Raw genomic sequence first — 19,216 nt, forward strand, 5'->3', positions numbered from 1 at the left:
CTCGGAATTAGACCCGTGGTCACTTGCCTCAATATATGAGTGACTATAACATGCCTTTTAGTCTTCGGAATATCACCGCACTTCTGCGGTTGATAAACAGCAAATTGAGTAAGGCCAGGATGTCAAATACGCCAATCGAACTTAAAGGCAGTAGCTTCACGTTATCTGTCGTTCATTTGCACGATGCAAATCCCGAGGTTATTCGTCAGGCGTTAGAAGACAAAATCGCCCAGGCTCCCGCCTTTTTACGCCATGCGCCGGTGGTGGTGAATATCGCCAGCGTGGAGGAGGAGGTCGAATGGCGCGCCATTAACGAGGCCATCGCCGCGACCGGTTTACGCATTATGGGCGTCAGCGGATGCAAAATCCCGCGCCTGAAAACCGAAATCGATCGCGCCGGGATCCCGTTATTAACCGAAGGGAAAGAGAAAGCCCCTCGTCCGGCACCGTCCGAACCCACCCCTCCGCCGCCGCCAGTTGCTAACCAGATCACAAAAACGCGTTTGATTGATCAGCCGGTACGTTCCGGTCAGCGCATTTATGCGCCACACTGTGATCTTATTGTTACAAATCATGTGAGTGCCGGTGCGGAACTTATCGCTGACGGCAATATCCATGTATATGGCATGATGCGAGGACGCGCGCTGGCAGGCGCCGGTGGCGACAGAGACGCCCAGATATTTTGTACCCACCTTGCGGCGGAGCTGGTCTCCATCGCCGGGGAATATTGGCTGAGCGATAACATCCCGGCCGAATTTTATGGCAAAGCGGCACGCCTGCGTTTAGGTGAAAGCGCTTTGACAGTTCAACCGTTGAATTAATCCCTTTTTAACAAGGAATTTCTATGGCACGCATTATTGTTGTGACTTCGGGTAAAGGGGGCGTTGGCAAGACCACCTCCAGCGCGGCCATCGCTACAGGTTTGGCCCAGAAGGGAAAGAAAACCGTCGTTATCGACTTCGACATCGGCCTGCGTAACCTCGATCTGATTATGGGCTGCGAACGTCGCGTCGTTTATGATTTCGTCAACGTCATCCAGGGCGATGCCACGTTGAACCAGGCGCTGATCAAAGATAAGCGCACGGAAAATCTCTACATTCTCCCGGCCTCTCAGACCCGGGATAAAGACGCCCTGACCCGCGAAGGCGTCGACAAAGTTCTCGAAGAACTGAAGAAAATGGACTTCGATTTCATCGTCTGTGATTCACCGGCAGGTATCGAAACCGGTGCGCTGATGGCGCTCTATTTTGCTGATGAAGCCATCATCACCACCAACCCGGAAGTCTCCTCCGTTCGCGACTCCGACCGTATCCTTGGCATTCTCGCTTCGAAATCCCGTCGTGCGGAAAATGGCGAAGAGCCGATCAAAGAGCACTTACTGCTGACCCGCTACAATCCAGGCCGCGTCAATAAAGGCGATATGCTGAGCATGGAAGACGTGCTGGAAATTCTGCGCATTAATCTGGTGGGCGTGATCCCGGAAGACCAGTCAGTTCTGCGCGCATCCAACCAGGGTGAGCCCGTGATTCTGGATGCCGCGTCGGACGCAGGCAAAGCCTATGCCGATACCGTTGAACGTCTGCTCGGAGAAGAACGCCCTTTCCGCTTCATTGAAGAAGAGAAGAAAGGATTCCTCAAACGCCTGTTCGGAGGATAAATTATGGCTTTACTCGACTTTTTTCTCTCGCGAAAAAAGAACACGGCTAATATTGCGAAAGAACGCCTGCAAATCATCGTCGCCGAGCGTCGCCGCGGCGACGCGGAGCCGCACTACCTGCCGCAGTTGCGCAAAGATATTCTGGAAGTGATCTGTAAATACGTGCAGATCGACCCGGAGATGGTCAGCGTGCAGCTGGAGCAGCGGGATGGTGATATTTCGATTCTTGAGCTGAACGTGACCCTACCCGAAACGGAAGAGTCGAAACCCTGACCTGCTGTTCCATCCCGAAAAAAAACCGGCTACGCCCTGCGCTGCCGGTTTTTTAATGGCCTGAACCAGACCGCCCGCTAGCGCGGATAGTCGTTTAACAGCGACTTCAGCCGCCCGGCCATCAGTTCGCCACGCCAGCCGGAAATCAGCTCAGGCTCACCGGCTTGCGTTTTCAACTGCCAGTGCCAGTTCAGCAACTGGTTGATCTGCCGACGCGAGGCCAGCAGTTCCGCGCTCACGCCCTTATCGGCGCTCACTTCCTGCACCAGCGCTTTAATATCTTTAAAGGCTTTACGGTAACCCGGCATGTCAATGAGGTTCTGCAGCGGCGCCGGCAGGGCCGACTCCGGCAGCGCCTGGGCTTTCTCGACCAGGCTAATCAACGTTTTGCCGTGGAAGCGAATTTCACTGCCGGACAACCCGAGGCTGTCGAGCTCGCCGAGGCTGGTGGGCATATAGCGCGCCACGCTCCACAGATGCTCTTCCCGCACCACAAAGTTCACCGCCAGGTCGCGCTCACGCGCTTTGCGCAGACGCCACTCTGCCAGCAGCTGCAGGCAGCCCAGCTGGCGGGTACGCAGCTGCCAGGCGTTGCCGATGTCGCGCCAGGCCTCGGCCGGGTCGACCACCTCCTGACGACGCTGCTGCATCAGACGACATTCGTCCAGCGCCGCCGATAGCCAGCCTGCGCGGTCGGTCTCCGCCATTAATTGGCTGGCGATCGGCAACAGGTACCAGACGTCAGCTGCGGCGTATTCACACTGACGCTCGGTCAGCGGGCGCGCCAGCCAGTCGGTGCGGGATTCACTTTTATCCAGCGCCACTCCGGAATATTCTTCCACCATAGAGGCAAAGCCCCAGGACATCGGGCGGCCGCAGAACGCCGCCAGGATCTGGGTGTCAATCAGCGGCTGCGGCATCAGGCTGAACGCGTTGAGGAAGACTTCTAAATCTTCGCTGCCGGCATGCAGGTATTTAGTCACATCCTGGTTGAGCAGCAGCTCGCGCATCGGCGCCCAGTCGCTAATCGTCAAGGGATCGATCAGAGAGACCTGGGTGCCGTCGAACAGCTGCAGCAGGCCCAGCTGCGGATAGTAGGTACGGGTACGGACAAATTCCGTATCCAGAGCGACGGCGGAGGCCGCGCTTGCCGCTTCGCAGACAGCGCGCAGGCCATCATCGGTGGTGATCATCTGATAGTTCAAAGCATACTCTCTTAACTTGCGCCCATAAAAAACGCCGGCGTAGCCGGCGTCAGGCGACTCATTCGTTACTTAGCCTTTATTGTCCACTTTAGCGCGCGCTTCGTCACGCAGTTCTCGCCGCAAAATTTTCCCGACGTTGGATTTCGGCAGTTCGTCACGGAATTCCACCAGCTTCGGCACTTTGTAGCCGGTGAGATGGCGGCGGCAGAACGTAATCAGCGCCTCTTCGGTTAATGCGGCATCTTTCTTGACCACGAAAATCTTCACCGCTTCACCGCTGCTGCCGGACGGCACGCCGATGGCCGCCACTTCGAGGACGCCGCTGTGCTGCATAACCACATCTTCGATTTCATTCGGATAGACGTTAAACCCCGACACCAGGATCATATCTTTTTTCCGGTCAACGATGCGCAGGAATCCCTCTTCATCCATCACCGCGATGTCCCCGGTGTGCAACCAGCCGTCTTTGATAATCTCATCCGTCGCGTCAGGACGCTGCCAGTAGCCCAGCATCACCTGCGGCCCCTTGATACAGAGCTCGCCCGGCTGACCCGGCGCCACTTCGTTATCGTCGTCGTCCACCAGTTTGGCTTCAGTGGAAGGCACCGGCAGGCCAATGCTGCCGCTGTGGTAGTCGATGTCGTGCGGGTTGACGCTGACCAGCGGCGAACACTCGGTCAGGCCGTAGCCCTCCAGCAGATATTGTCCGGTCAGTTTTACCCAGCGCTCGGCCACCGCCTGCTGCACCGGCATCCCACCGCCGGCGGAGAGGTGCAGCGAGGAGAAATCAAGCTGCTGAAACTCTTTGTTGTTCAGCAAGGCGTTGAACAGGGTATTGACCCCGGTCATGGCGGTGAAAGGATATTTCGCCAGCTCCTTCACCAGCCCGGGAATGTCGCGTGGGTTGGTGATCAGCAAATTTTGCCCGCCCAGTTCGATAAACAGCAGGCAGTTCATGGTCAGGGCGAAAATGTGATACAGCGGCAGCGCGGTCACCACGAACTCTTTGCCGCGATGCAGCAGCGGGCCGTAGGTGGCATTGACCTGCTCGAGGTTCGCCAGCATGTTGCGGTGGGTCAGCATCGCCCCTTTGGCCACGCCGGTGGTGCCCCCGGTGTACTGCAGAAACGCCAGATCTTCCGCAACGATCTCCGGCTTCACGTACTGCATGCGGTAGCCATGCTGCAGCGCGCTGCGAAACGAGATGGCATCCGGCAGGTGGTACTTCGGCACCAGGCGCTTGATGTACTTGACCACGAAGTTCACCAGCGTGCCTTTGGCGGTGGAGAGCTGATCGCCCATGCGCGTCAGGATCACGTGCTTAACCTGAGTTTTCGCCACCACTTTTTCCAGGGTATGGGCAAAGTTGGAGACGATGACGATCGCCGCCGCGCCGCTGTCGTTGAGCTGATGCTCCAGTTCACGCGGGGTATATAAGGGGTTGACGTTAACCACGATCATCCCGGCGCGCAGGATGCCAAACAGAGCCACCGGATACTGCAGCAGGTTAGGCATCATCAGGGCCACGCGATCGCCCTTCTGTAATCCTAACCCCTCCTGAAGGTAAGCGGCAAAGGCGCGACTACGCTCTTCCAGCTTACGGTAGGTCATCACTTCACCCATATTGATAAACGCCGGTTGGTCGGCGTAGCGGGTGGTGGCATGCTCAAACAGTTCAACCAGGGATTGATAGCGGTCAGGGTTTATCTCCGCAGGAACATCTGCGGGATAACGGTTTAGCCAAACCTTTTTCACTGCATCACCTCTGAAATAGTTATTCGTCGTCATCACAGCCCCTGGTAAATACATTTTGTTAACATTATATTAACTCAGCGTACCAGTTTATTAATTAGGCAATGAGCAGGTTGCGAAGCGCGTCACTATTTTTTTTCTTATTCGACTGAAAACAAAGAAACAGCGGACCGGCCGCTGTTTCTTTGAACTAACATAAACAACAAAATCATTCGGTTACGACGTTTCTCACCTCAGCAGGGCCGGGGTTGTACCAGCCCCAGCCGCCATAGCCGTAACCCCAGGGGCGCGGACCCAGCATCCACGGATCGATGGGCTGCGGGGGCATCACCACCTGCTGCACCACGTTCCAGCGTTTGTAACCGATGGCGTTCATCAGCATAAATTTATACGGCGTGCTGCCCACTTTGCCGTCGACCACGCCGGCAATCGGCCCGACCACGGTGACCAGCTGGCCGCGGTAGTCGACCGGATCGAGGAAGCCGTTAACGTCGGCATAGATCCGCCCACGAGACGGTTCGCCCAGCACAGGCCGTGCGCCGCTGTCCAGCGGTACGGTGGCGATTTCTAAGCGGGTTTTACCCTGCTGGTTCTGCACATTGACCACTTTGCCGCCAAAGCGTGCTTCCTGGCCAACGTACAGCTGCGGGGCGTTCATCACCCGCACTAAATCCTGCTGCGGCGTAGGGCTGGTGCCTTTGATGGCATCCGGCACTGACACGCAGCCGCTTAGCGCAACGGCAACCGCCGCGGCTAACAGCCAGCGAACGCCCTGTTTTTGACCCGCCATGATGCGACTCCTTTTCTCAGTCTTCTTGTTACTGAGATTCACTCGCGGCCTGGAAGTTTCTTCCACGCCACCTCGTTTCGCAAATAAACCGGCTCCGCTTTCTCCACGGCCACGATTTTCCCCGCCGCCAGCAGGTAACAGGCTAACGGCAGCATATCCTCCGCCGCCGGCAGTGCAATTTCGCCGCTGCTTAAGGTCAGTCCGCTCGCTTTCGCCAGATCCGGCCACGCCTGCCAGCCGGTGCCGACGGTGGCCCATTCGCCGGAAAGCTGTGCCAGCCGTTCGGCTACCGCTTCCGGTTTGAGCACCGCTTCCGTCTCTTCGCCATGCCAGACGCCCTGCTCGTCACGCTGGTACTCGGCCCAGTAGACTTCGCCCATTCGTGCGTCAATGGCCGCCAGCACGCGGGTGGCGCCGGTTTTGCGCCAGGCGCCCTGCGCCATGGTGGCCAGCGTCGAAACGCCGATCATTGGCAGCTCAGCGCCCAGCGCCAACCCCTGAGCGATACCGATGCCGATGCGCACGCCGGTAAAGCTACCCGGACCGCGGCCAAAGGCCAGCGCGTCCAGCTCGGTCAGCGTGGCGCCGCTCTCGGTGAGGACCTCCTGCACCAGCGGCAGGATACGTTGGGTATGTTCGCGGGGACAAATTTCGAAATGAGCACTAAGGGTGCCATCATTCCACAGCGCCGCGGAGCAGGCCTCTGTGGCGGTATCGATAGCCAAAATTCGCATGGGTGGTCACGCTCTCGTTACATAGTTCAGGCTTCAGGCAGCCTGTTTTCCGGCAAACGGCCAACCCGCCGCCATACCGCCCGAAGTCTATTGGGAACCGCTAATTAACAAAATGGCGCGCAGCTTAACACATTTTAGTGCGGATTACCTTGCCGGCGGCACGGCGAGGAAGCGCACCGCCCGGCGGATATCGCGGGTCCGCGGCGCGGGCGGCAGGCTGGCCAGGAACACCGCGCCGTAGGGGCGCATCACCAGCCGGTTGTCGCAGATCACCAGCACCCCGCGATCGTCGATATCGCGGATCAGACGCCCCACCCCCTGTTTGAGGGTGATGACGGCTTCCGGGAGCTGTACTTCATCGAACGGATCGCCGCCGCGCAGCCGACAATCTTCCATGCGCGCTTTCAGCAGCGGGTCGTCTGGCGAAGTAAACGGCAGCTTATCGATAATCACCAGCGACAGCGCATCACCGCGCACGTCGACCCCTTCCCAGAAGCTGCTGGTGGCCACCAGCAGGGCGTTGCCGGCGCTGACGAATTGCTGCAGCAGTTGGCCTTTGCTGGTTTCCCCCTGCAGCAACACCGGTAGCGTCATGGTGGCGCGGAACTGCTCCGCCAGATCGCGCATCATGGCGTGCGAGGTACACAGCATAAAGCAGCGACCGTCGTTGGCCTCGATCAGCGGCTTGAGCATCGCCGCCAGGTGGCGCGCCGCGCCAGGCTGGTTCGGCAGCGGCAGATTGCGCGGCACGCAGAGCAGCGCCTGATGTTGATAATCAAAGGGGCTCGGCAGCAACAGGGACTGCGCCTCGTCGATCCCCAGCCGGGCAGTGAAGTGATGCAGATCGTCGTTCACTGACAGCGTCGCCGAGGTAAAGATCCAGCTCCCCGACTTCTGCGCCATCACCTCTTTAAACTTCTCGGCCACGGTCAACGGCGTCAGGGCGAGAGTAAAGTGGCGCGAGGTGCACTCATACCAGTAGCTGTAGCCCGGCTGGTTAATCTCTTTCAGCCGCTTTAAGCGCCCGCGATAGAGGGTGGCGCGCTCAAAGGCGGCATCGAGCAGCGCCGAGCGGCCCAGCGAAAGTTTGGCGACGTCATAGCATAGCTCGAGCGCGTCATCGAGCAGCAGCAGCGCGCGCTGAATGTGGCTATCCGCCAGCAGTTCGCGCAGGTTGCCGCGATAGCCGGGATCCCCCAGCTGCAGGCGAAAATCCTGAGCGCTTTGCGCCAGGCGGTCGGCGCATTTTTGCAACTGCTGGGTGTCTTTCAGTTCGGTGCGGTAGGCAATGGTGATGTCTTTCGCCAGATCCAGCAGCTGGCGGCTGGAGAGCGACTGACCAAAGTACTGACTGGCGATATCCGGCAACTGATGGGCTTCATCGAAGATCATCACTTCCGCCTCGGGGATCAGCTCGGCAAAGCCGCTCTCTTTGACCACCATATCGGCCAGGAACAGGTGATGGTTGACCACCACCACGTCGGCGTCCATCGCTTTTTTACGCGCCTTCACCACGAAGCAATCTTTATACAGTGGGCAGTCGCTACCGAGACAGTTATCGTTGGTGCTGGTGACCAGCGGCCAGGCCTGGGAGTCTTCCGCGACGCTGGCGCAAGTGCTGATATCGCCATCCTGGGTTTGATTCGACCAGGAGCGCAGGAGGATCACATCGCTGAGGGTTTGTACCGGCAGATCGCCGCCCGCCAGCGCCTGCTGCTCAAGACGTTCAAGGCACAGGTAGTTGGAGCGCCCTTTAAGCAGCGCCAGTTTACCGGTGAATTTGAGCGCCTTGGCGACGGTGGGCAGATCGCGGCTATAGAGCTGATCCTGCAGCGCTTTCGAGCCGGTGGAGATAATCACCTTTTTTTTCGCCCGCAGCGCAGGCGCCAGGTAAGCGTAGGTTTTACCGGTTCCGGTCCCCGCTTCCACCACCAGCGGTCGGGAGGCCTCAATCGCTTCGCTCACCGCTTTCGCCATCTGGCGCTGCGGCTCGCGCGGCTTAAATCCCGGTATGGCTTTGGCTAACTGGCCGTCTGCTGCAAAATCGTCGATCACATTGCCCCCTGGTTATTTGGACAGTGATTATGTCAGGGAGGACGGCGTTTCGCCAGTCCAGGTAGTGACGCGAGCGGAACATTATGGCAGTCTTGCCGCAGCCGAATGGAATGCTCAAAGAGGAAAAAGAAATGACAATTACGCGTATTGATGCCGAAGCCCGTTGGTCAGACGTGGTGATCCACAACCAGACCCTGTACTACACCGGCGTGCCGGCAAATCTTGATGCCGACGCCTTCGAGCAGACCGCCAATACCCTGGCGCAGATTGACGCGGTGCTGGAAAAACAGGGCAGCGACAAGTCGCGTATTCTTGACGCCACCATCTTCCTCGCCGATAAAAGCGACTTTGCGGCGATGAATAAAGCCTGGGACGCGTGGGTGGTGGCCGGTCACGCCCCGGTGCGCTGCACGGTGGAAGCGACGCTGATGAACCCGCAGTATAAAGTTGAGATCAAAATTATCGCCGCGGTGTAATTAGTCGTCCTCATCTTCGTCTTGATCTTCATCCTCATCTTCAAAGCGCGCGACGATCTGCTCGCCGGTATGCGTTGCGCGCAGCTCTTCCGCCACCAGGGCAATCGCCTGGCCGCTGCTCATCCCCTGGGCCATTAGCTCATGGATACGTTCGACCGCTTTTTGCTGTTGCTCGTGGCTCAGCGAAGGTAAACCTGCAAACATCTTTTACTCCTGCTACATTGTGGGGCGTAATTATTTCACGCCGTCCCCGCCTACGCCAGAGGGACGGCAACGTTCAGGATCGAGAAAGATGTTGTCCCCCGCGATTATTACCCTGCCCTGGCGCCCGGATGCGGCCGAACACTATTTTGCGCCGTTAAGCGCCCTGCCCTGGGCGATGCTGCTGCATTCCGGCTTTGCCGACCATCCGCATAACCGCTTTGATATTCTGGTGGCTGCCCCGCGCGCCACGCTGCTGACGCGCGGTGAACAGACGTGGGTCGATGACGGCGAAACCGCTTTTGTCTCCGCGGAAGATCCGCTGCAACTGCTTCAACAGCAGTTGGATCGTCAGCCGTTCACGCCGCAGCCCCATGACGATCTGCCGTTTCTTGGCGGCGCGCTGGGACTATTCGGGTACGATCTGGGCCGTCGCTTTGAGCGTCTCCCTTCGCACGCCCAGGCCGATATCGCGCTGCCGGATATGGCGGTGGGGATCTATGACTGGGCGCTGATTGTCGACCATCAGCGCCAGCAAATTTCGCTGCTCAGCTATGACGATCCGCAGCAGCGCCTGCAGTGGCTGCAGGCGCAATCCCGTCCGGCGATGAAACCTTTCGCCCTGACCTCTGCCTGGCAGTCAAATATGAGCCGCCAGCAGTACGGCGAGAAATTTCGCCAGGTGCAGGCCTATCTGCACAGCGGCGACTGCTATCAGGTCAACCTCGCCCAGCGTTTTCAGGCCCGCTACGTCGGTGATGAATGGCAGGCCTTCCGCCAGCTGAACGTTGCCAACCGCGCCCCCTTTAGCGCCTTTATTCGCCTCGAGGAAGGGGCGATTTTAAGCCTGTCGCCGGAGCGATTTATTCAGTTGCGCCAGGGAGAGATCCAGACGCGCCCGATAAAAGGTACTCTGCCGCGGCTCGATTCGCCGCAGGAAGATGCGCGGCAGGCTGAGAAGCTGGCGAACTCCCCGAAAGACCGCGCCGAGAATTTAATGATTGTCGACCTGATGCGCAACGACATCGGCCGCGTCGCCGTGCCGGGCAGCGTACGGGTCCCCGAGCTGTTCGTGGTGGAGCCGTTCCCGGCGGTCCATCATCTGGTCAGCACCATCACCGCCCGCTTACCGGCGACGCTGCATGCCAGCGATCTGCTGCGCGCCGCCTTCCCCGGGGGATCTATCACTGGCGCCCCGAAGGTCCGGGCGATGGAGATTATCGATGAACTGGAACCTCAGCGACGTAACGCCTGGTGCGGGAGCATTGGCTACCTGAGCTATTGCGGCAATATGGATACCAGCATCACCATTCGCACCCTGACGGCCTGGCAGGGGCAACTGTATTGCTCCGCTGGAGGCGGTATCGTCGCGGACAGCGAGGAAGATGCGGAATATCAGGAAACTTTTGATAAAGTTAATCGTATCCTGCACCAACTGGAGAACTAGACCATGGCGGACCACGCCCTCAATCTGGATGATTTTCTGTCCCGCTTCCAGCTGCTGCGCCCCCAGCCTTCGCGCCATGCGCTCAATCAGCGGCAGGCGGCGGTGCTGGTGCCGATCGTGCGCCGGCCGCAGCCCGGCCTGCTGCTGACCCAGCGTTCGCCGTTGCTGCGCAAGCACGCCGGTCAGGTCGCCTTTCCCGGCGGCGCGGTAGATAATACCGATGCGACGCTTATCGCCGCCGCCCTGCGCGAAGCCCAGGAAGAAGTCGCGATCCCCCCGGAAGCCGTCGAGGTGATCGGCGTTCTGCCGCCGGTGGACAGCGTCACCGGTTTTCAGGTGACGCCGGTGGTGGGTATTATCCCCCCCAATCTGCACTATCATGCCAGCCAGGACGAAGTCTCCGCAGTATTTGAGATGCCCCTCGCCGAAGCCCTGCGTCTGGGGCGCTACCATCCGCTCGACATCCACCGTCGGGGCAACGATCACCGCGTCTGGCTCTCCTGGTACCAGCATTATTTTGTCTGGGGAATGACCGCCGGGATCATTCGCGAGCTGGCGTTGCAGATAGGCGCTCGACCTTAGCTATACTGATTATGAGAGGGCGCTCTCACTATTAGTAAAATCGCGGTTATCCATTAGTTTAATTCATGTGAATAGTTCAACTGGCAGCGCGCTTCCCTCTTACACTATGCGCAGTTATTACATCGTTACCGCACCCGCGGTAACCCTGTCAGGAGTATTATCGTGATTAGTCTATTCGACATGTTCAAGGTGGGGATTGGTCCCTCATCTTCCCACACTGTTGGCCCGATGAAGGCCGGTAAACAGTTCGTCGATGACCTGGTCGAAAAAGGATTGCTTAATGCGGTGACCCGTGTGGCGGTTGACGTCTACGGCTCGCTGTCATTAACCGGCAAAGGCCACCATACGGACATCGCCATTATCATGGGACTGGCGGGCAATCAGCCCGATACGGTCGATATTGACGCGATCCCGGCATTTATCCGTGACGTCGAGGCGCGCGGCCGACTGCTGCTGGCCAACGGCCAGCACGAGGTCGACTTCCCGGCGGATGACGGCATGCGTTTTCGCAGCGACAACCTGCCGCTGCACGAAAACGGCATGACCATTCATGCCTGGGCCGGCGAGAAAGAGATCTACTGCAAGACCTATTACTCGATTGGCGGCGGCTTTATCGTCGATGAAGAGCACTTCGGCAAAGAAAACGCCAATGAATTGCAGGTGCCCTACCCGTTTAAATCGGCGCAGGAAATGTTGGCGTATTGTAAAGAGACCGGCCTGTCGCTCTCCGGGATGGTGATGCAAAACGAGCTGGCGCTGCACAGCAAAAAAGAGATCGAGGACTATTTCGCCAACGTCTGGCAGACCATGCGCGCCTGTATCGACCGCGGGATGAACACCGAAGGCGTGCTGCCTGGTCCGCTGCGCGTGCCGCGTCGCGCCTCGGCGCTGCGTCGTCTGCTGGTGGCCAGCGATAAGCTCTCCAGCGATCCGATGAACGTCGTTGACTGGGTCAATATGTTCGCACTGGCGGTCAATGAAGAGAACGCCGCCGGCGGTCGCGTGGTGACCGCGCCGACCAACGGCGCCTGCGGCATCGTTCCGGCGGTACTCGCCTATTACGACCACTTTATCGAATCCGTCAGCCCGGAAATTTATATCCGCTACTTTATGGCCTGCGGGGCGATCGGCGCGCTGTACAAGATGAATGCCTCCATTTCCGGAGCGGAAGTCGGCTGTCAGGGTGAAGTGGGCGTTGCCTGCTCGATGGCGGCGGCGGGCCTGGCTGAACTGCTCGGCGCCAGCCCGGAACAGGTTTGCGTGGCGGCGGAGATCGGCATGGAACACAACCTCGGCCTGACCTGCGACCCGGTCGCCGGCCAGGTGCAGGTGCCATGCATTGAACGTAACGCCATCGCCTCCGTCAAGGCAATCAACGCCGCGCGAATGGCGATGCGCCGTACCAGCGAACCGCGCGTCTCGCTCGACAAAGTGATCGAGACCATGTACGAAACCGGTAAAGACATGAACGCCAAGTACCGCGAAACCTCCCGCGGCGGCCTGGCGATTAAAGTTCAGTGTGACTAAACTGTTCGTCCCCCCCTGCGCCCGCAAAGCGCGCAGGGGGATAACCCTGGTGACTGAAATCTCCCTGATGCGCCTTCAACGGCGCATTTTCTTTTTTCTATACCTGGCGATATTCTGCCACTACAATTGCTCTATTAAATAAGCCACGCTTAACCACTCGTCCTGTCGACAGGGTGTCGCACATGCAGACTGCACAAAAAGTCATTACGGCCTATCGTCGCAAACGCATTATTGTCTGCCTGCTGGTAGCCCTGCTAACCCTGGGTACCACCTTAGCTATCCGATTTATTTCACAGCGTAGCGTAAATGAAGAGTACATTCGCACTGCCGCCAGCCAGCGGGTCACGGCGCTGGATAACATCCTGCGTCCGCTGAGCGCAGAGCGGGCGACGCTACTCTCCCTGGTCGACAAACCCTGCATGGATATTCATCTCACACTGCGCAAAATGGCGGCCTCGCTGCAGACGGTCCGCTCCGTCGCGCTGGTGGCGTCAGGGATGATCTACTGTTCCAGTATCTTTGGGCAACGGCAGGCGGATCTGCACCAGCTGCAGCCCGCGCTTCCGGCTCACCACCCCTTACTGCTCTTTTCTACCGACAACTCACTGCTCAAAGGCACACCGGTGCTGATCCAGTGGTATCCAGCCTCGGAAAGCGGCTTCGACGGCGTGATGTTAATTGTCAATATCGAGCTGCTGGGAACCTTAATTCTCAAGGAAAAATCGCCCCTGATCAGCGACGTCAGCCTGCAGGTCGGCGACCATTATTTTATCAGCGGCCTCGGCCTGATTGACAAAGCGCACGCCCCGCAGGCGTCGGTGATTTATCGCCAGCGCTCTACAGAATTTCCCTTTACCATCAATATTAACGGTCCGGGCGCCGCGACTATCGCGCTGGAGGAGCTGCCCGGTGAGCTGCCGCTGGCCCTCATCTTCAGCCTGTTGATGACCGGCATCGCCTGGCTGGCCACCGCCGGCAGAATGAGTTTCTCGCGAGAGATAAGTCTCGGCATCACGGCCCGGGAATTTACCCTCTGGTGCCAGCCGCTGCAGGATGCGCGCAGCGGACGCTGCTGCGGGGTGGAGATCCTGCTGCGCTGGAACAACCCCCGCCGCGGCGAGATTTCGCCCGAGGTATTTATTCCCATCGCCGAAGGGGACAATCTGATTATTCCCCTCACCCGCTATGTGATCGCCGAAACCGCCCGCCGCCTGGACGCCTTCCCCAGCGAGCCGCATTTTCATATCGCGATTAATGTCGCTGCCCGTCACTTTGCACACGGTTTGCTGCTGCATGACCTGCACAATTACTGGTTTAGCGTCAATCCGGTACAACAGCTGGTGGTTGAACTCACCGAACGTGATGTCCTGCAGGATGGCGACCAGCACATGGCCGAACATTTGCATTTAAAAGGGGTCCAGCTGGCGATAGATGATTTTGGCACCGGTAACAGCTCGCTCTCGTGGCTGGAAAAACTGCGGCCGGACGTGCTGAAGATCGACCGCTCGTTTACCAGTTCCGTCGGGATAGACAGCGTCAATGCCACGGTGACGGATATTATTATAGCCCTCGCCGACCGTCTGAATATCGTTACCGTGGCCGAAGGGGTGGAGACGCTGGAGCAGGAAAGCTATCTCCGGGGCCACGGCGTCGATGTGCTGCAGGGATTTTATTATGCCCGGCCGATGCCGATAGAGGCGTTTCCGGCGTGGCTGGCAGACAGAGAGGGGCAGAAAAGCGAGGGGGGAGAATAGCTCGCCGGCCACAGGGGCCGACGAGCAGGGCAATTACTCTTCTTCGTCGCTCAGCGGACGGGTGACCACCGCGCGGACCAGGTCGACCCGGTAATCATTCGCTTCCACCACGGTAAACTGCAGCGGCGGTAGCGACACGGTGTCGCCAATGCGCGGGATATGGCCATTGACGGCGATCACCAACCCGGCCACCGTGGCAATATCCTCATCTTCATTGACCAGCGCATCCAGTCCAAGCGCCTGCTGCAGCGCATGCAGGTCGGTCGAGCCTTTGATCAGCCAGCCATCGCCGTCAATGACGATCTCCGGCGTCTCATCGGCATCCGGGAATTCACCGGCGATGGCTTCCAGGACGTCCAGCGGCGTCACCAGCCCCTGCACCATGCCAAACTCGTTGGTCACGATGACAAAGCTGCCGCGCGCGCGGCGCAGAACGCCGAGCAGATTGATCGGGTCCAGCGTTTCCGGGACGACAATCGCCGGGGAGGCGGAGGCCAGCGCCGCAACGTTTTCGCCCGCCTCAAGGGCCACCAGCAACTCTTTCGCCCGCACGATACCAATGATTTCATCCAGCTCTCCGCGGCAGACCGGGAACAGACTGTGCGGCGACGAGAGCAGCTGACGACGAATTTCGTCATCACTCTGTTCGGCGTCGACCCAGCTGATTTCACCGCGCGGGGTCATAATACCGCGCAGGGAGCGCTGGGCCAGCGTCAGCACGCCGTTAATCATGTAACGTTCTTCTTCGGCAAACGCCCCTTCCGGCACCGGTATGGCTGCCGGGCTGTCGGCGTCATGGCTGACGGAGGTCTGTTTCCGGCCGCCCATCAGGCGCAGGATCGCATCCGCGGTACGGGCACGCAGCGGCAGCGTCGACTGATGTCGGACAAAGTTGCGTCGCGCCACCTGGTTAAAGAACTCGATGATGATCGAGAAACCGATCGCCGCGTACAGATACCCTTTCGGAATATGGAAACCAAACCCTTCCGCCACCAGGCTCAGGCCGATCATCAACAGGAAGCTCAGACAGAGCACCACCACCGTCGGGTGCTGGTTGACAAAGCGCGTCAATGGCTTCGACGCCAGCAGCATCATGATCATGGCGATCACCACCGCCGCCATCATCACCGGCAGATGGTTAACCATCCCGACCGCCGTGATCACCGCATCCAGAGAGAAGACGGCGTCCAGCACCACGATCTGCAGTACCACCACCCAGAAACTGGCATACCCTTTACCGTGACCGCTATCGTGCTGGCGGTTTTCCAGCCGCTCATGCAGTTCAGTCGTCGCCTTAAACAGCAAGAAGATCCCGCCGAGCAGCATGATAAGGTCGCGCCCGGAAAAGGAGAAATCAGCGATAGTAATCAGCGGCTTCGTCAGGGTCACCATCCAGGAGATCACCGACAGCAGCCCCAGGCGCATCACCAGCGCCAGCGAAAGGCCGATCAGTCGCGCTTTATCGCGCTGCTTCGGCGGCAGTTTGTCCGCCAGGATGGCAATAAACACCAGGTTGTCGATACCGAGCACAATCTCCAGAACGATAAGCGTCAACAGGCCAGCCCAGATTGAGGGATCCATTAACAATTCCATGTACGACTCCGGTTAGCGGCAAGCTGAGTCATCGCCATGTCATGCATGGGCGCGACAATAGGTGCTGAGAGAAAAGCGTGATGCGTGGAGGTGGCAACCAGGTGCCAGAAAGTGAAAAGACGTCGATGACGGTCCATACTGCGGGCTATGCCCTATACTCCTGAGTAATTAAACGGAAGTTAAACATAGCAAAATATAGATCGAAATTGGAAAAAATTTACCTGAATTTGCAATAACTAAGGCTATTTTTTGCGCTGCAAAATTATTACCAGGCGATGCCTGATTAACGGATCTTCATCACATTAATTATTTTTTCACTGTCTAAAATAATTCGCGGTAGTAACTATTTTCTATCTTACACCCTAACTGAATCGATTTTGTCCTCAAGAGTGATTCAGGATGTATCAAAGCAGATGATGCATTCACGATAATAAAGGAGGTAGCAAGTGACGATTGCTATTGTAATAGGCACACATGGTTGGGCTGCAGAACAGCTGCTGAAAACAGCAGAGATGCTGTTGGGCGAGCAGGAAAACGTTGGCTGGATCGATTTCGTTCCGGGTGAAAACGCCGAAACGCTGATCGAGAAATACAATGCCCAGTTGGCAAAACTGGATACCAGTAAAGGCGTGCTATTTCTCGTCGATACATGGGGAGGCAGCCCGTTCAACGCTGCGAGCCGCATTGTCGTCGATAAAGAGCATTACGAAGTTATCGCTGGCGTCAACATCCCGATGCTGGTGGAAACCTTCATGGCCCGCGATGATGACCCTTCGTTTGATGAACTGGTCGCCTTAGCGGTGGAGACCGGTAGCGAAGGCGTGAAAGCGCTGAAGGCCAAACCGGTGGAAAAAGCGGCTCCCGCGCCAGCCCCTGCCGCGGCGCCAAAAGCCGCCGCGCCGGCCAAACCGATGGGCCCGAACGACTACATGGTGATTGGCCTCGCGCGCATTGACGACCGCCTGATCCATGGTCAGGTCGCCACCCGCTGGACCAAAGAGACCAACGTCACCCGCATCATCGTCGTCAGCGACGAAGTGGCCGCGGATACGGTGCGCAAAACCCTGCTGACCCAGGTTGCACCACCGGGCGTCACCGCCCACGTGGTGGACGTCGCCAAAATGATCCGCGTTTACAACAACCCGATGTACGCCGGGCAGCGCGTCATGCTGCTGTTTACTAACCCGACCGACGTTGAGCGTATCGTCGAGGGCGGCGTGAAAATCACCAGCGTCAACATCGGTGGTATGGCGTTCCGCCAGGGCAAAACCCAGGTTAACAACGCGATTTCGGTCGATGCCAAAGATATTGAGGCGTTTAACAAGCTGAACGCACGCGGTATCGAGCTGGAGGCACGTAAAGTGTCCACCGACCCGAAACTGAAAATGATGGATCTGATCGCCAAGGTTGATAAATAACCCGGCCGATCGCGCCCCAGTTTTCACTTTAAGACTTAATCAACAGGAGAAGTACAATGGAGATTACCCTTCTTCAGATTGTGCTGGTGTTCATCGTCGCGTGTATTGCGGGTATGGAGTCGGTGCTTGATGAATTTCAGTTCCACCGTCCTCTGGTCGCTTGTACGCTGATCGGTGCCGTTCTCGGCGATATGAAAACCGGTATTATCATCGGCGGTACGCTGGAAATGATCGCTCTGGGTTGGATGAACATCGGTGCGGCGGTTGCACCTGATGCCGCGCTGGCGTCCATTATTTCCACCGTTCTGGTTATTGCCGGCCATCAGAGCATCGGTGCCGGTATCGCGCTGGCTATCCCGCTGGCGGCGGCAGGCCAGGTGCTGACCATTATCGTTCGTACCATCACCGTAGCCTTCCAGCACGCGGCAGATAAAGCGGCGGAGAATGGCAACCTGACCGCCCTGTCGTGGTTGCACGTCTCGTCCTTGTTCCTGCAGGCGATGCGTATCGCTATCCCGGCCGTCATCGTCGCCATTTCCGTCGGTACCAGCGAAGTCCAGGGCCTGCTGAACGCGATCCCTGAAGTGGTCACCAGCGGTCTGAACATCGCCGGCGGTATGATCGTGGTTGTCGGTTATGCGATGGTCATCAACATGATGCGCGCAGGCTACCTGATGCCGTTCTTCTACCTCGGCTTCGTCACCGCCGCCTTCACCAACTTCAACCTGGTAGCCCTGGGTGTGATTGGTGCGGTCATGGCTATCCTCTACATCCAGCTGAGCCCGAAATATAACCGCGTCGCCGGTGCGCCGGCTCAGGCGGCTGGTAACAACGATCTCGATAACGAACTGGACTAACAGGTGAGCGAAATGGTTGATATGACTAAAAATACCACCGAGAAAAAACTCACTCAGAGTGATATTCGTGGCGTGTTCATTCGTTCTAACCTGTTCCAGGGGTCATGGAACTTCGAACGTATGCAGGCGCTGGGCTTCTGCTTCTCTATGGTTCCGGCAATCCGTCGCCTGTACCCGGAGAACAATGATGCGCGTAAGCAGGCGATTAAACGTCACCTTGAGTTCTTCAACACCCATCCTTACGTTGCCGCTCCGGTACTGGGCGTAACCCTGGCGATGGAAGAGCAGCGCGCCAATGGCGCAGAGATTGACGATGGCGCCATCAACGGCATCAAAGTCGGTCTGATGGGGCCGCTGGCCGGCGTCGGCGACCCGATCTTCTGGGGTACCGTGCGTCCTGTGTTCGCGGCCTTAGGCGCTGGGATCGCGATGAGCGGTAGCCTGCTCGGTCCTCTGCTGTTCTTTATCCTGTTCAACGCAGTGCGTCTGCTGACCCGCTACTATGGCGTCGCCTATGGTTACCGCAAAGGCGTGGACATCGTTAAAGATATGGGCGGCGGTTTCCTGCAGAAACTGACTGAGGGGGCGTCAATCCTCGGCCTGTTTGTCATGGGGGCTTTGGTTAACAAGTGGACGCACGTGAATATTCCGATGGTGGTGTCAAAAATCACCGGTTCTGACGGACAGGTTCACGTCACCACGGTGCAAACCATCCTCGATCAGTTGATGCCGGGCCTGGTACCGCTGCTGTTGACCTTCGCCTGTATGTGGCTGCTGCGCAAGAAAGTTAACCCACTGTGGATCATCGTTGGCTTCTTCGTCATCGGTATCGCAGGCTACGCTGTCGGCCTGCTGGGTCTGTAATTTCCAGGTTGTACGCCGGGGGCTTGCCCCC

Annotated in this window: 18 protein-coding genes; 11 read left to right on the forward strand and 7 right to left on the reverse strand. The window is 58.2% G+C overall.

The annotated features are described in order from the left end of the window. Positions 1–119 precede the first annotated feature (119 nt). The 3 genes from minC to minE are packed head-to-tail and all read left to right on the forward strand — an operon-like array spanning position 120 to position 1,930. On the forward strand, positions 120–821 hold the full coding sequence (minC, locus tag SPE70_RS16365; protein WP_008804301.1) for a septum site-determining protein MinC: 702 nt from the start codon (positions 120–122) through the stop codon (positions 819–821). A 23-nt stretch (positions 822–844) separates the two neighbouring features. Beyond that, positions 845–1,657, forward strand: coding sequence for a septum site-determining protein MinD (minD, locus tag SPE70_RS16370; protein ID WP_008804300.1), 813 nt, complete (start codon positions 845–847; stop codon positions 1,655–1,657). Between the two features lie 3 nt (positions 1,658–1,660). Continuing rightward, on the forward strand, positions 1,661–1,930 hold the full coding sequence (gene minE, locus SPE70_RS16375) for a cell division topological specificity factor MinE (RefSeq protein WP_004103270.1): 270 nt from the start codon (positions 1,661–1,663) through the stop codon (positions 1,928–1,930). Between the two features lie 77 nt (positions 1,931–2,007). On the opposite strand, the gene rnd is transcribed toward minE, so the two are convergent. The 5 genes from rnd to SPE70_RS16400 all read right to left on the reverse strand — a co-directional run bounded on the left by rnd (position 2,008) and on the right by SPE70_RS16400 (position 8,466). Next, positions 2,008–3,123, reverse strand: coding sequence for a ribonuclease D (gene rnd / locus SPE70_RS16380; RefSeq protein WP_023297868.1), 1,116 nt, complete (start codon positions 3,121–3,123; stop codon positions 2,008–2,010). 81 nt (positions 3,124–3,204) lie between these two features. Then, the gene (gene fadD, locus SPE70_RS16385) at positions 3,205–4,890 is read right to left on the reverse strand and encodes a long-chain-fatty-acid--CoA ligase FadD (RefSeq protein WP_025999236.1); all 1,686 of its coding nucleotides are present in this window, start codon (positions 4,888–4,890) and stop codon (positions 3,205–3,207) included. Between the two features lie 205 nt (positions 4,891–5,095). Beyond that, positions 5,096–5,677 (reverse strand): Slp family lipoprotein, encoded by a 582-nt coding sequence (locus tag SPE70_RS16390; RefSeq protein WP_008804297.1) that lies wholly within the window; start codon positions 5,675–5,677, stop codon positions 5,096–5,098. Between the two features lie 38 nt (positions 5,678–5,715). Then, positions 5,716–6,411: a tRNA (adenosine(37)-N6)-threonylcarbamoyltransferase complex dimerization subunit type 1 TsaB gene (tsaB, locus tag SPE70_RS16395; RefSeq protein ID WP_016161378.1), complete on the reverse strand. Its 696-nt coding sequence runs from the start codon at positions 6,409–6,411 to the stop codon at positions 5,716–5,718. Positions 6,412–6,555: 144 nt separating this feature from the next. Continuing rightward, entirely contained in the window at positions 6,556–8,466 is a 1,911-nt protein-coding gene (locus tag SPE70_RS16400; protein WP_008804295.1) for an ATP-dependent DNA helicase, read from the reverse strand. Positions 8,467–8,597: 131 nt separating this feature from the next. Here SPE70_RS16400 and SPE70_RS16405 point away from each other — a divergent pair, with 131 nt between their 5' ends. After that, positions 8,598–8,942, forward strand: a complete 345-nt coding sequence (locus tag SPE70_RS16405) for a RidA family protein (RefSeq protein WP_002910910.1) — start codon at positions 8,598–8,600, stop codon at positions 8,940–8,942. Here the strand turns inward: SPE70_RS16405 and SPE70_RS16410 are convergent, their stop codons facing one another. Next, the gene (locus SPE70_RS16410; protein ID WP_008804294.1) at positions 8,943–9,146 is read right to left on the reverse strand and encodes a YoaH family protein; all 204 of its coding nucleotides are present in this window, start codon (positions 9,144–9,146) and stop codon (positions 8,943–8,945) included. It lies immediately after the preceding gene. 88 nt (positions 9,147–9,234) lie between these two features. Between SPE70_RS16410 and pabB the strand changes: the two genes are divergently transcribed. The 4 genes from pabB to SPE70_RS16430 all read left to right on the forward strand — a co-directional run bounded on the left by pabB (position 9,235) and on the right by SPE70_RS16430 (position 14,453). Continuing rightward, positions 9,235–10,590 (forward strand): aminodeoxychorismate synthase component 1, encoded by a 1,356-nt coding sequence (gene pabB / locus SPE70_RS16415; RefSeq protein ID WP_012541273.1) that lies wholly within the window; start codon positions 9,235–9,237, stop codon positions 10,588–10,590. Positions 10,591–10,593: 3 nt separating this feature from the next. Beyond that, the gene (locus tag SPE70_RS16420; RefSeq protein ID WP_008804292.1) at positions 10,594–11,172 is read left to right on the forward strand and encodes a CoA pyrophosphatase; all 579 of its coding nucleotides are present in this window, start codon (positions 10,594–10,596) and stop codon (positions 11,170–11,172) included. 162 nt (positions 11,173–11,334) lie between these two features. Beyond that, positions 11,335–12,699, forward strand: coding sequence for an L-serine ammonia-lyase (sdaA, locus tag SPE70_RS16425; RefSeq protein ID WP_004151445.1), 1,365 nt, complete (start codon positions 11,335–11,337; stop codon positions 12,697–12,699). A gap of 182 nt (positions 12,700–12,881) precedes the next feature. Further along, positions 12,882–14,453, forward strand: a complete 1,572-nt coding sequence (locus SPE70_RS16430) for an EAL domain-containing protein (protein WP_012967761.1) — start codon at positions 12,882–12,884, stop codon at positions 14,451–14,453. A 33-nt stretch (positions 14,454–14,486) separates the two neighbouring features. Here SPE70_RS16430 and yoaE read toward each other — a convergent pair whose 3' ends face one another. Next, positions 14,487–16,046, reverse strand: coding sequence for a CNNM family cation transport protein YoaE (gene yoaE / locus SPE70_RS16435; RefSeq protein WP_008804290.1), 1,560 nt, complete (start codon positions 16,044–16,046; stop codon positions 14,487–14,489). Between the two features lie 446 nt (positions 16,047–16,492). Between yoaE and manX the strand changes: the two genes are divergently transcribed. The 3 genes from manX to SPE70_RS16450 are packed head-to-tail and all read left to right on the forward strand — an operon-like array spanning position 16,493 to position 19,185. Beyond that, positions 16,493–17,464, forward strand: coding sequence for a PTS mannose transporter subunit IIAB (gene manX, locus SPE70_RS16440; protein WP_008804289.1), 972 nt, complete (start codon positions 16,493–16,495; stop codon positions 17,462–17,464). Between the two features lie 56 nt (positions 17,465–17,520). Then, positions 17,521–18,321, forward strand: a complete 801-nt coding sequence (locus SPE70_RS16445; RefSeq protein WP_004203359.1) for a PTS mannose/fructose/sorbose transporter subunit IIC — start codon at positions 17,521–17,523, stop codon at positions 18,319–18,321. Between the two features lie 12 nt (positions 18,322–18,333). Further along, positions 18,334–19,185, forward strand: coding sequence for a PTS mannose transporter subunit IID (locus tag SPE70_RS16450; protein WP_004145526.1), 852 nt, complete (start codon positions 18,334–18,336; stop codon positions 19,183–19,185). Positions 19,186–19,216 lie beyond the last annotated feature (31 nt).

Source organism: Klebsiella sp. ZJOU C1, assembly GCF_035620215.1.
Classification (GTDB): domain Bacteria; phylum Pseudomonadota; class Gammaproteobacteria; order Enterobacterales; family Enterobacteriaceae; genus Klebsiella; species Klebsiella variicola.